The organism is Acinetobacter sp. 5862 (assembly GCF_024494585.1).
In the GTDB taxonomy this organism is placed as follows: domain Bacteria; phylum Pseudomonadota; class Gammaproteobacteria; order Pseudomonadales; family Moraxellaceae; genus Acinetobacter.
In genome coordinates this window covers 1-12397 of sequence record NZ_JANHGP010000055.1, presented here as the reverse complement: position 1 = coordinate 12397, position 12397 = coordinate 1, and the positions used below count along the sequence as shown (strand labels likewise).

The 12397-nt window shown below is 39.4% G+C and carries 12 protein-coding genes and 2 pseudogenes; 10 read left to right on the top strand and 4 right to left on the bottom strand.

What is annotated here, in order from left to right; all coding sequences use genetic code 11:
* Window positions 1-390 precede the first annotated feature (390 nt).
* Genes modA through NO346_RS10650 form a run of 3 tightly spaced genes read left to right on the top strand, consistent with a single transcriptional unit; the run spans window position 391 to window position 2475 of the window.
* Entirely contained in the window at window positions 391-1161 is a 771-nt protein-coding gene (modA, locus tag NO346_RS10660; protein WP_371924557.1) for a molybdate ABC transporter substrate-binding protein, read from the top strand.
* A 4-nt stretch (window positions 1162-1165) separates the two neighbouring features.
* Complete coding sequence (gene modB, locus NO346_RS10655; protein ID WP_005161422.1) at window positions 1166-1855, top strand: molybdate ABC transporter permease subunit; 690 nt, start codon at window positions 1166-1168, stop codon at window positions 1853-1855.
* A gap of 2 nt (window positions 1856-1857) precedes the next feature.
* A complete protein-coding gene (locus NO346_RS10650) occupies window positions 1858-2475 on the top strand; it encodes an ATP-binding cassette domain-containing protein (protein WP_256415148.1) in 618 nt (205 codons plus the stop codon).
* Between the two features lie 139 nt (window positions 2476-2614).
* On the opposite strand, the gene chrA is transcribed toward NO346_RS10650, so the two are convergent.
* Window positions 2615-3958: a chromate efflux transporter gene (gene chrA / locus NO346_RS10645; protein ID WP_256415147.1), complete on the bottom strand. Its 1344-nt coding sequence runs from the start codon at window positions 3956-3958 to the stop codon at window positions 2615-2617.
* Between the two features lie 258 nt (window positions 3959-4216).
* Here chrA and NO346_RS10640 point away from each other — a divergent pair.
* Window positions 4217-4480: pseudogene (locus NO346_RS10640) on the top strand (IS701 family transposase); the annotation flags it as partial.
* 109 nt (window positions 4481-4589) lie between these two features.
* Here NO346_RS10640 and NO346_RS10635 read toward each other — a convergent pair.
* On the bottom strand, window positions 4590-5690 hold the full coding sequence (locus NO346_RS10635; protein WP_256415146.1) for an AraC family transcriptional regulator: 1101 nt from the start codon (window positions 5688-5690) through the stop codon (window positions 4590-4592).
* 62 nt (window positions 5691-5752) lie between these two features.
* Here NO346_RS10635 and NO346_RS10630 point away from each other — a divergent pair, with 62 nt between their 5' ends.
* The 3 genes from NO346_RS10630 to NO346_RS10620 are packed head-to-tail and all read left to right on the top strand — an operon-like array spanning window position 5753 to window position 9969.
* Entirely contained in the window at window positions 5753-7498 is a 1746-nt protein-coding gene (locus NO346_RS10630; RefSeq protein WP_256415145.1) for a neutral/alkaline non-lysosomal ceramidase N-terminal domain-containing protein, read from the top strand.
* On the top strand, window positions 7495-8787 hold the full coding sequence (locus NO346_RS10625; RefSeq protein WP_256415144.1) for a D-arabinono-1,4-lactone oxidase: 1293 nt from the start codon (window positions 7495-7497) through the stop codon (window positions 8785-8787). Before NO346_RS10630 ends, NO346_RS10625 begins: the two co-directional genes overlap by 4 nt.
* A gap of 18 nt (window positions 8788-8805) precedes the next feature.
* A complete protein-coding gene (locus NO346_RS10620) occupies window positions 8806-9969 on the top strand; it encodes an alanine racemase (protein WP_256415143.1) in 1164 nt (387 codons plus the stop codon).
* A gap of 44 nt (window positions 9970-10013) precedes the next feature.
* Here NO346_RS10620 and NO346_RS10615 read toward each other — a convergent pair whose 3' ends face one another.
* A complete protein-coding gene (locus tag NO346_RS10615) occupies window positions 10014-10454 on the bottom strand; it encodes a universal stress protein (RefSeq protein ID WP_256415142.1) in 441 nt (146 codons plus the stop codon).
* 213 nt (window positions 10455-10667) lie between these two features.
* Between NO346_RS10615 and NO346_RS10610 the strand changes: the two genes are divergently transcribed.
* The gene (locus NO346_RS10610; RefSeq protein WP_005161399.1) at window positions 10668-10958 is read left to right on the top strand and encodes a hypothetical protein; all 291 of its coding nucleotides are present in this window, start codon (window positions 10668-10670) and stop codon (window positions 10956-10958) included.
* Window positions 10959-11067: 109 nt separating this feature from the next.
* The gene (locus NO346_RS10605) at window positions 11068-11559 is read left to right on the top strand and encodes a DUF2505 family protein (protein ID WP_005161389.1); all 492 of its coding nucleotides are present in this window, start codon (window positions 11068-11070) and stop codon (window positions 11557-11559) included.
* A gap of 45 nt (window positions 11560-11604) precedes the next feature.
* Here NO346_RS10605 and NO346_RS10600 read toward each other — a convergent pair whose 3' ends face one another.
* Complete coding sequence (locus NO346_RS10600) at window positions 11605-11808, bottom strand: hypothetical protein (protein WP_034602845.1); 204 nt, start codon at window positions 11806-11808, stop codon at window positions 11605-11607.
* A gap of 130 nt (window positions 11809-11938) precedes the next feature.
* Between NO346_RS10600 and NO346_RS10595 the strand changes: the two are divergent.
* Window positions 11939-12319, top strand: a pseudogene (locus NO346_RS10595) (peptide deformylase); the annotation flags it as partial.
* Between the last annotated feature and the right edge of the window lie 78 nt (window positions 12320-12397).

Below are 12397 nucleotides of genomic sequence, written 5' to 3'. Positions count from 1 at the left end.
GTTTCCTTCTTGAAACATATTTCACGATATTTTTTGTATTTTTGGAGTGAAATCTTTTGCTTATCGCTATATTTCTGAGAATATATTTTTAAGTATGAAGTATATTTTATCGTTCTGATTTCAATAAAATCAGAATCTTTAAAATGCGACCTTTGCAAAAGCGGAAAAGGTTTCATAATTTGGATTGCACTAAATTGAGCTGTTTTTAATTTTTGCACCAAACTGGGATGAACTCACATTAGGTGAAATTGAATTTCATCATGCTGTGAGATTTTATTTTGACTCATAGCATCATTAAAAATAGCAAAGCCCTAATCTCTGTTATTTTGAGCATATTTTTATCTTTCAATATGTTTTTAAAAATATAGCGATTTCTGAGGGAAGAGAGGTATGTCGATCAACATGAAAGCGATCCGTGTTTTATGTACTATCTTTGGTTGTAGCGTATTTTCTAGTAGCAATGTTTTTGCAAATGAGTCTGTAACTGTCTATGCCGCAGCAAGTTTGACCAATGCGGTGAATGAATTAGATGCAATCTACGAACAAAAAAATAAAGTTGAAGTAAAGACTTCTTATGCGGGTTCTTCAACGCTAGCTAAGCAGATTGAAGCAGGTGCGCCAGCTGATGTATTTATTTCGGCCGATGTGCAATGGATGGATTATTTACAGAATAAGCAGCTTGTTTCAGCAAGTGATCGCGTGAATTTATTGGGTAATCGTTTGGTAGTGATTGCTCTCAAAGCTCGTCCAATCAAATTAAAAATAGATAAAAGTTTTGATTTCACTAGGGTTGCTCAAGGTAAATGGTGTACAGGTGATACCAAGAGTGTACCTGTTGGGAAATATGCAAAGCAGGCTTTGATCTCGATCGGCTGGTGGGATAAGGTTTCAACTCGCCTAGTGGAGACAGAGGATGTACGTGCTGCCTTAAACTTTGTGGCACGTGGTGAATGTCAGTTAGGAATTGTTTACGCTACTGATGCAGCGATCAGCAAAAATGTCGTCATCATTGGAACATTTCCAGAAAATACCCATCAACCTATTATTTATCCAATAGGTTTAGTAAAGAAGAATACAGAGTCAATGAAATTCTATAAGTTTTTACAAAGCAGTCAGGCAACAAAAGTATTTAAAAAATATGGTTTTAGCGTACTTAAGTAATTAAATGATGATTCTGACTCCTGAAGAACTTGAGGTGTTGCTACTGTCATCTAAAGTGGCAGCAACATGTCTGATTGTGAGTTTAATTCCAGCAATTTTGATTGCTTGGATTTTAGCTAGGAAAGAGTTCTGGGGTAAATCACTATTTGAAACACTGGTTTTCTTACCTTTAGTGTTACCACCAGTTGTACCTGGTTATTTGTTACTTCAAATTTTTGGCAATCGAGGCATCATAGGACAATATCTAGCACCACTAGGATTGGAGTTTGCGTTTAATTGGAAAGGGGCGGTATTGGCATCTGCGGTAATGGGCTTTCCTTTACTCGTACAATCAATTCGATTGGCGTTTGAACTGGTGGATCAGCGTTTAGAAATGGCTGCAAAAACTTTAGGGGCTTCTGCATTCGGCACGTTTATGCAGGTAACTTTGCCACTTGCAAGTAGCGGAATTTTGGTGGGAAGTATTTTATGTTTTTGCCGAAGTTTAGGTGAGTTTGGCGCAACGATTACCTTCGTGGGGAATATTGCCAGTGAAACTCGTACTTTGCCTTTAGCCATGTATAGTTTGATGCAGCAACCTGATACTGAAGCAGCAGTTTGGCGTTTAATAATCTTATCCTTATCCGTAGCTTTCTTTGCACTATGGTTTGCGCAATGGTTCAATCGTTATCAGAAAAATAAACGTGGTCGTTAAGCATGATTGATTGTCATATCCAACTTACCCAAGGACAATTTTCTCTAGATCAACGCTTTCAATCCGATCAGTCTGTGATTGGTTTATTTGGAGCTTCAGGTTCAGGAAAAACCACGATTTTGCATAGTATTGCTGGGTTGATTAAACCTCAATCAGGTTGGATTAAAATACAGAATCAAACATGGTTTGATCGGGCACAGAACATTAACCTGAGTACACAACAGCGTCGGATTGGTTTGGTATTTCAGGATGCACAGTTATTTCCTCATAAAAATGTAATGCAGAATCTACTGTTTGGCTTCAAACATATTCGCCCCGAGCAGCGACAGTTTGAACTCGACTATATTGTTGAATTGCTTAAATTGGAGCATTTAACTGAAAGGATGCCGATTAAGCTCTCAGGAGGGGAAAAACAACGTGTTGCTCTTGGTCGTGCCTTACTGTACTCACCACAATTATTATTATTAGATGAGCCACTTTCTGCATTGGATGCAGCACATAAAGCAGAGATCATTCCTTTTTTTCAAAGCGTCAAACAGGAATTAGGCATTCCAATGTTATATGTCAGTCATGATAAATCTGAGATTGAGCAGCTCACCCATGAAATCTGGTATTTGTAAATAGCGCTGTAATAAAGCCAGAAATTTCTGTACTTCCTCATCATTGACATGATCAACATCTTTTAATAGTGGAAATTTATCATATTCAATAGATTGGGCTGACTAGAGTTGATTTGTGCATCAACGCTAGTGCAAATTTTTATACAAATAGGTATAGAACTAAACCAAAAAGTGCAGAAGCGAAAATCACATAAAGCACATTGATTTGGAATTTAAACAGCGCAATCATCGCAGCGATTGTGACGATTGCCGCTTCATAATTAAAAGCGTGATCGAAACCCTGTGGCCACAACACATGATAACTAAAGAAGAGTGCCAGATTGAGAATAACCCCCACGACAGCAGCGGTAATTGCCGTAAGTGGTGCAGTAAATTTAAGTTCATTATGAGTGGATTCAATAATCGGAGCACCTGCGAGAATGAATACAAAGGAAAATAAAAAAGTAAACCATGTAACAATGACAGCACCAAATGCACCCGCCAAGAATAAATGATCTGCACCTAACAAGGCATGATTAAAGCCCCCTACAAATCCAACGAATGCAACCACCATAATCAGTGGGCCTGGAGTACTTTCACCCAATGCCAGTCCATCAATCATTTGGGTTGGACTGAGCCATGAATAATGATTCACCGCACCTTGATACACATAAGGTAATACGGCATAAGCTCCACCAAATGTCAGTAATGCAGCCTTGGTAAAGAACCATGCCATTTGGGTATAAGCATGTTGCCATCCTAAGCTTAAGGTTAAACTGATCATTGGGATACACCATAACAATGCTGCGATAACGAGGATTTTAGTCAGTTGAGTCCAACGGAAAATAGCATGTGCAGGAGGAGGCGTATCATCGTCAATGAGGGCTGAGCCATAATGTTTTTGCTTGCCTTGATGGGTGCTTTGAGTTGCAAATAAGTGTGGTTGCTTTTTACTCAGTAAATAGCCCAGTATTGCGGCACTCAATACAATCAATGGAAAGGGAATATTGAAGAAAAAGATCGCGATAAAAGCAGCAGCGGCAATCAAATATAAGAAATTGTTTTTGAGTGAGCGACTGCCAATTCGATAGGTTGCATGAAACACAATCGCCGTGACTGCAGGTTTGATGCCATAAAATAATCCAGCAATAATTGGCACATCACCAAACTGTACATAAATCCATGACAAGGCAATTAGAATAAATAAAGAAGGCAGCACAAATAGAATGCCTGCAACTAAGCCACCTGCGGTTCGATGCATCAACCAACCAATATAAATGGCGAGTTGTTGTGCTTCAGGGCCAGGTAAAAGCATGCAATAGTTGAGTGCATGTAAGAATCTTTTTTCAGAAATCCAACGTTTCTGTTCGACCAGTTCTTGGTGCATCACTGCAATTTGACCTGCTGGTCCCCCAAAACTAATGAAGCCTAATTTCAACCAAAATAAAAAGGCTTGCCAAAAAGGAATAGAGTCCAGAGCTTTTATTGGATCAGATTGCTGCATAATTATTCTCAGATAGAGCGTTTATTTTCTGAATATCGCGAGTTGTATTGCACACCATAAGAAGTTGTCGATTCTAAATGAATCCAATTCATTTCTTTATATATTTAATAGCTTTAATAATTAAAATTAATGACTTTTAATAAATTTTTCTGATTGCAGAATAATAAAAACAAAGTGTTTATATCGATAAAAAATATAAATATAGGACTTACGCATTGACAGATTCAAAAAAGTATTAAAATGCTTTATAAAGTATCTGTGATCAGACGAATTAAACATGCTTCTACGGCAACTTGTACTCTACCCATTTATATGGGCTTTCTCATGACAGAACCGAACTCTATTAGCTGCACACAACTTGCCGAGACTTATAACATCTCGCATGATAGTGTAAATCGCTTTCTAGAGCGTGAAGACTACACACCTCACGACCTATATCAATAAGCAATTCAACATATTGATAATAATAAACTTATTGTTAGTATTGATGATACTTTTTTAGATAAACCGTATAGTCAGCATACATGCCGCCGAGCGCGGTAGTGAATATTTGCGAGAATTTAAAATTACAAGAAAAGGCATTTCCGGTTCTCTTTTATCTGCGCTTGGAAATTTCTAGACCGTTTGATTCTTAGGCATCAAGTAAAATGATCTCTTGTTTATAAACCGAAGGCGCTTGCCCTGTCCAGCGTTTAAAGGCACGTCGGAATTCACGTAATTCGCTAAAACCCAGTTGCAGGCTAATCTCACTCATGGATAGGTTCTTTTCCAGTAATTGTTTGGCTTTACGCTCCAAGACATTTTGTCGGATTTGTTGAAAACTCAAGCCTTCTAATAATAATTGCCGTCTTAAATGGCGTTCGCTGATGCGTAAATGTTCCGCAGCTTGCTGCATTTCAAAACGTTCAGGTAAATGCTGTTCAATCAAGTGGTCAAGTAAATGTACATAGCCGACCTGATTGAGCCTGTCGATTTCTTTTAAGGCTTGTTCACAGATTTGGATAGCAGTTGCATAATTGGCAGGGCTGTAATTTTTTAAGCTGCGCTGCAACAGGCTAGTGCTAAAACGCATGATATTCCTGTCACGGTTAAATTGAATTGGGCAGCCAAAGATATCATTATATTGCTGTTGATATTCGCTTGCTAAATAGCTGAGCTCAAGGCTCATCACATCATCATGATCACCTAGCATTGCATTTAAACAAGTGATGATGCTGCTAAATAATTCATCATAGAAAAAGGCTTTGAGGTCTAAACATGGATGAGATTCAGTCACTTCCAATTCACAAACATCACCCTGAATTTTAAAGTCGATATTGAGTACACTGCCCGAAATACGATGGTAGCGCAGTGCAATATCTAGAGCATCTGCAACGGTTTTACAGGATTGCATGGCAAAGCCCAAAATCCCCATCGAAATCAGACCTTCGCTACTGCCAAGCTTTAAACCTAGGTTAGGTTGTTGATAGGTGGTCATGGCTTGCCCAACCACATCACAGAGTTGGCTAAAACGGACCACAGCTTGGGTTTGCTGTATTTGTGCAATGTCTAAACCTGAATTCTGAAACCATGCAGCATAATCCCACTGTTGCTGCTCTGCATAATGGATCAGGCTCGCCAGAATGGTGGGTGGAATAAATTGCTGTTGATCATTTTTATCGCTGCTACGTATAAGCATAAGTCCGTTTTGCCCCCCAAAGAAAAGTCTCTTTAACCCTGTTGCGTATCGCATAATTTTGATTAACTTTCAACATGCTTTAACACAGTTAGAAAAAGAATCGAAAGGAAGTCGTGATGTATCAGGTGGGTTGGGATAAACAACAAATCAAAATTACACCGAAAGGCTATGCCATGTTTGGTTATGGACAATGGTCACATCGGGCCTATGAACAGCGCACAGCTTTATTTGCACGTAGCTTTAGTATTGTTGATCAGCAGCATCGGCTCATCATTTGCTGTCTGGATTTAGGCTGTATTACCCATGCCATGCGTAGCCAAACAGTTGAGCGACTCACACAAATCCTTGATTCACAATTTGATGAAAATCAATTAGTCCTCATGGCAACCCATACTCACTCAGGACCTGGTGGTTGTGGCTATGAAGCTTTATACAATATGCCAACCCCTGGTTTTGTGCCTGAACATTTAACTGCCATTGTTGAGGCGATTGTACTGAGTATTCAAAATGCGATTGCATCTGAACAAGACACCGAGATTTTTTTAGGGACGCAGGATTTTCCAGAACAGACACCTGTCGCATGGAATCGTTCAATCAAAGCCTATAATCGGAATCCAGAAGTTCAGCCACGTACCGAAGCTGAAACGCATTTAGCCTTGAACAGAGAAATGCAGTTGATCGGTTTCTATCGTGAGCAACAACTACAGTCGTTTATTTCATTATTTGGTGTCCATGCAACCTGTTTGGGAAATTCTTTAAACGCCTATGATGGCGATAATAAAGGCTATGCAGCCGTATTCTCTGAGCAGGCTTTAATTGAGCAAGGGATTCAAAATCCAGTCACGATTTTTGCTCAAGCAACTGCAGGGGACGTATCACCGCATTTTCATGGCAAAGATCAGCTGAAGATTCGCAATAAGATTAAAGGCGAGCAGGAATATCAATACGCACAACAAAATGGTCGTTATCAAAGTGAGCTGGCTTTGACGGCTTTACAGTCCAATATTCCTAAAAATTTACATAAAGTTGAAGGCAAGATCGATGCTGTTTTGTCCTATGTTGATCTGAGTAATATTGAGATTCCCGATGAGTTTGCAGCTGGGCAAAAGCATGCAAAAACCAGTCAGCCTTGTCATGGCACCGCATTTTTTGCAGGAACACCTGTCGATGGTTTAGGTGCGCCAAAAGTTTTAATTAAAGGGATGCAGTTTTTAGCCGATCAATTTCGCAAACAGAAAACCAAGCATTCAAAAGCAGCTGATTTTGCAGACTATCAGCAACTCTATGCCTCTCAAGGACCAAAACAGATCTTACTGGAAGCAGGTACTAAAAAGATTTTAGGTCAGCCGATTGGTTTTCCACCGAGTATTCTTGATCCTCTCATTGCAGAGATGAACCGACAGGTCAAGGCAGGCGCGATTCAGCATAGTCCTTTAGTCCCGAGCGTGGTTCCCTTACAGATTGTGAGATTAGGTCAATTGGCTTTGATTTGCTGTCCAGGCGAATTTACCACCATCGCAGGGCATCGTGTGGTTGATACGGTTAAACAGATGCTTGCCGTACAGGCTTCGATTGAAAGCGTTTGGTTGGCATCGTATTGCAATGATTATATGGGTTATGTCACGACCTATGAAGAATACCAACAACAAGCTTATGAGGGTGGGCATACCTTATTTGGTCAATGGACATTGGCAGCTTGTCAGAGCAAATTCAAAGATTTGGCAAAACAATTGTTGTTAGAAAAAAATAAACGTCATTACGATGAAATGACACGACCACAGCCGATTCCAGAAAACGAACTCGCAAAACGCAGCAATCATGGCAATTTAAAAACTGCCGTTAGCCAAGGAGAGGCAGTATGAGTGATTTAACACAAGGCATTTGGACAAACTGGTCAGGCTTTCAAAAAGCCAAGCCACAACAGATTTTACAACCAGTCAATATTCAAGAATTACAGTCGATTGTTTATGAACAGCAAAAAATAAGAGTCGTGGGTGCAGGGCATTCCTTTACGCCGTTGGTGTGTACCGATGCGACCTTAGTATCTTTAGATCGAATTTCAGGTGTTGCATCTTTCGATGTAGAACACTGTCAGAGCAATATTTATGCGGGTACACGTTTATACGATTTAGATCAGCATTTACAGCAGCAATCCATCAATCAGGCTTTGATGAATCAAGGAGATATTGATCAGCAAAGTCTGGCGGGTGCAGTTTCTACAGGCACACATGGCACAGGTGCAGATTTACATTGTATTTCAGCCTATGTTGAAGCTTTTGAGTTATTGACGGCATCTGGTGAAATCCTAAAATGCAGTCGCACAGAGAACTCTGAAATCTTTGCCGCAGGGCGGGTTTCTTTGGGTAGCTTGGGAATCTTAACCAAGATCACTATGCAGAACCGACCTCGCTATAAGCTGAAAGAGCATATTCAACTTTGTCTAGTCGAGGACATGATGCAAAACATTCACCAATGGAAGCATCAGCATCGACATATTGAATGCTTTATCTTTTGCTATGAAAAACAGTTGATGTTGAAAACGCTGGATGAAACCGATGAGGAGATTTTGCCACGTAAGGAAAATTTCCCATCGGATGATACCTTACTGACATTATGCTCTGAGTTGACCAAAAACTTTCCGTCACTAAATCCTTATTTACAGAAACTATTAGGCATCTTTGTCAAACCAACCACCTATGTCGATTGGTCGAGCAAGATATTTCCAACACCGCGTAATACCAAGTTCAATGAAATGGAGTATCAGATTCCCGTTGATCGTGGAATTGAGTGTTTGGATGAAGTATTACATGCTTTAAGAACGTATAAAGTCGCCACCTTTTTTCCGCTCGAATTTCGCTTTGTGAAAGGTGATGATATTTGGCTCAGTCCTTTTTATCAGCAGGACTCGATTTCGATATCAGTACATCAATATCATAAGCAAGATCCGAAGTTGATTTTTGATGTGGTTGAGCCGATTTTGCAGAAATATCGAGGGCGTCCGCATTGGGGTAAAATGCATCATATGACCAGCACACAGCTTCGGGCTGTATATCCAAAGTGGGATGATTTTATGGCTTTGCGTCAGCAGCTTGATCCAGAAGCTAAGTTTTTAAATCCCTATCTGGAAAAGCTGTTTTTAGGGAAAAACTAACACAATAAGGACATGTGCATGTTGGAGCATTATTTTAAACAACTCAATCTTGACCTAAAAAAACAGGGGATTGCGACCCCGCAACTTATTGTAGATGCGGCTGCGTTAAAACAAAATATCCAACATGTACAACTGCGTTTGTCACATGCACCACATTTAAAAGCACGCTTGGTAGTGAAATCATTAGCAAGCCTAGAATTACTTAAGTTGCTATCTGAACAACTGAATACGCAATGCTTTATGGTATTTCATCACCCGCATATTGTTTCGATCTTAGAAAATTTTGCCGAAGCCAATATTTTGTTGGGTAAACCAATGCCCGCTCAAGCAGTCCATCAATTTTTTGATCAGCATGCGGAGTGGTCAAATGCCAACATTCAGTGGCTGATTGATACCAAACAACGCTTACAACAGTATCTTGAGATTGCTCAGCTCTATGCTCTATCTTTGCATGTGAATATTGAGATTGATGTTGGTTTGCATCGTGGTGGCGTGCAATCGGAAGCACAAATGGTCGAAATATTAAAGTTGATTCAACAGTATCCGCAGTATTTAAAGCTTTCTGGTTTGATGGGCTATGATGCACATGTCACTAAAATTCCAGCCATCATTAAAAAACCTGAATTGGCTTATCAAAGCTCACAGCAGACCTATGCCGATTACCAAAAGCTAATTAAACAGCAGTTTCCATCGCTGTGGAGTGATGCGCTGTGTTTTAATGGCGGTGGTAGTCCAACCTTTAGCTTTCATACCACTGAAAGTGTCTGCAATGATTTGTCTTTTGGTTCAATGCTCTTAAAACCAAGTGATTTTGACAGTGATTTTTTAAAGGCTTTACAGCCTGCTTTATGGATTGCATCGCCAGTCTTAAAAGTTTTACCTTTTACCCAGCTGCCATCAATGTCTTTACTCGATAAATTGCCACATAAGTATAAGGCACTGTTTATTTATGGCGGCTATTGGCTGGCGAATTATGTCTATCCAAAACAAGCGCATCCACATGCATTCTATGGGCGAAGTAGTAATCAGGAGTTGGTCAATGTACCCAATGATTGTGATATTCAGGTCGATGATTTTGTGTTTTTAAGACCGACACAGAGTGAAGCGATTATTCCTCAGTTTTCTAAGTTGAAGCTTTATTGCGCACATGCTTTTGAGACATGGCAAAGCTTTCGGGAATAAAAAAGCCTTGTGCGATCACACAAGGCTTTGCATTTTGTCTCAGTTTATTGTTTGACAATCAGCACAGGAATATGTGATTCCGTTAAAACAGCACGCGCTACACTACCCAGTAATAAGCGTTTTACGCCTGTACGACCATGTGAACCCATAATAATAAGGTCTGCGCCAATTTCATCAGCTATAAAAATAATGCCTTCACTCGCTGCACCATGCTGAATTTTGGTTTGAACCTCAATTCCATCGCGAATGAAAGATTGAGCAATATCTTGTAGTTGGGTTTTAGCATGCGCTTCAGCCTGCATAAAATGATCGGTAATTGCTGGCACAACCTGATAAAAATCCACGCCAACAAAAGGGTCAACTGCAACCACACTCAGAATGGTCACTTTTGCCCCTGATAATTTAGCTAAGGAAAGGGCGTGTTCAACCGCTGCATAGGAGATAGGAGAATCATCCACAGCGACTAAAATATTTTGGTAAGACATATTTACTCCTTATAGTTTATCGTTGTAAAAGATAAAAGTATAAGCAGTTGATAACACATTGAACCTATTCTAGCAAATGGGACGATCATCTAAAACCTATGATAACGCTGAATATAATCTAGAAATATAGGAAATCCCTCAGCAAAATATGGGTCTAAGAGAATCTCTGTATTTTTGTAATTTTTCTTCATATTTATCGGCATAGGAACATCCGTGTTACTCAGTTTAGAAGCATTCAAACAACAAAAATTTGATCAAGTCGCAGCAAAAATTATGGCTGATCCAGAGCGTTATCTCGCATTTGACTCAGTTTCAGATTTTTATAAAGCTGAATGGCTAGATGAGTTTCCACAAGGGGCGACATGGTCTGCTACAGGATTAGATGATGGCGCTGAGCAGTTTTATGCAGTCATCGAATATGGCAATCACTATCTCTATATCAGCCGAACGGAGCGAGTAACGGTAAAATTAGGTATAAGACATCATTACAATAAAAATTATTAATCCGGGCAGTCATTAATTTTTACATGTTCAGATTTTGTGATTGAAATGAGAATGATATAATTTGCTGCGATGATGAAACCTTAATTAAAACTAAACGGAAATTTAAAAAATGGCACATCAATTTACGGTAAATGAAACAATTCATGGCGTTTCAATTGAAGATTTTTCAAGATTAGTTGCTATGACTTCATTGCATGAAGCAGTATGTAAGCGTATTCCAGGTGAGAACTTAGAAATTATTGAATCTGCTGTAAAAGGTGATATTTATACCTTACGTCGTGAATATAATCTTGATGTGAATATCCCGGATGTGGCTAAAAAATTATTAAAAAATGCATTCCGTTTAAAACGTTCTGATATTACTGATTTAAAAAATTTAACCTCAACTGTAGAGCTAGGCGCAAACTTACCTTTAGAAGCAAAAGCTGAACGTAAGGTAACAGGTAACAGTAACCAAGTAGACATTACTCTGACCTGGACGGTAAAGGTGAAAGTACCTTTGATCGGTGGAATGCTTGAAAAGCATGCAGAGGGCGAGATTCGCAAGTTTAGCCAGCTTGAGATTGAAATTGTTGAGGATGAATTAAAGAAAAACCTTTAATTTAGATGCGATAAAAGAACTCTCCGTAAGGGGAGTTTTTTTATTTTAGAAGCGTAGAAAATAGGGCAATATTGAGATAACCACACCGATGACACTTAATAAAGTCGTACTTTCGATAAAATAAGGATAAATCATCAGAACTAAACCGCAAACTAAAGGCACAGTCATTTTTTGCTTTTTGCCATACATAAAATAGCCTAAGCCAATTGAGCTAAAGATCACACCAAGAAAAAGCTGGGTTGCGTTCATTGTGATTTGCCATACGTTATTTTTATCGTGCATATACTATGACAAGATTCTCAAATGAAAATTATAGAAGCGTGAATAAATATCGAATACGATGTGTGTGAGTATTGATCAAAAATAATTAGGTCGTGGGATGAATGTAATTTTACCTGTAGCGCAACGAGGTGAAGAGATTTTAAAAATTAAAGCGACTGCGGTTGCTGAGGGGGAGTTTAATAGCGAGTGGCTATTGCAACTGGCTTCTGCGATGCATGCCACTATGCTTGAACGTAATGGTGTAGGGATAGCAGCACCACAAGTGTATATCTCTAAGCGAGTGATCATCGTTGCTTCTCGTGCCAATCCTCGGTATCCAGATGCTCCTGAAATGGATCCAGCGGTGATGGTGAACCCTGAGATTTTGGAGTTTTCTCAAGCGACTTGTTTGGGGGAAGAGGGATGCCTGAGTGTACCGAATGAACGTGGGCAGGTTGAACGTGCTGAGGCAATTAAATTGCGTTATTACACTTTACAAGTAGGACTTACGCACTATTATTTATAGATTCTCTGTGGTAGGAGATGATTTTTATCGAGAATAAAGTCATCAATGAAG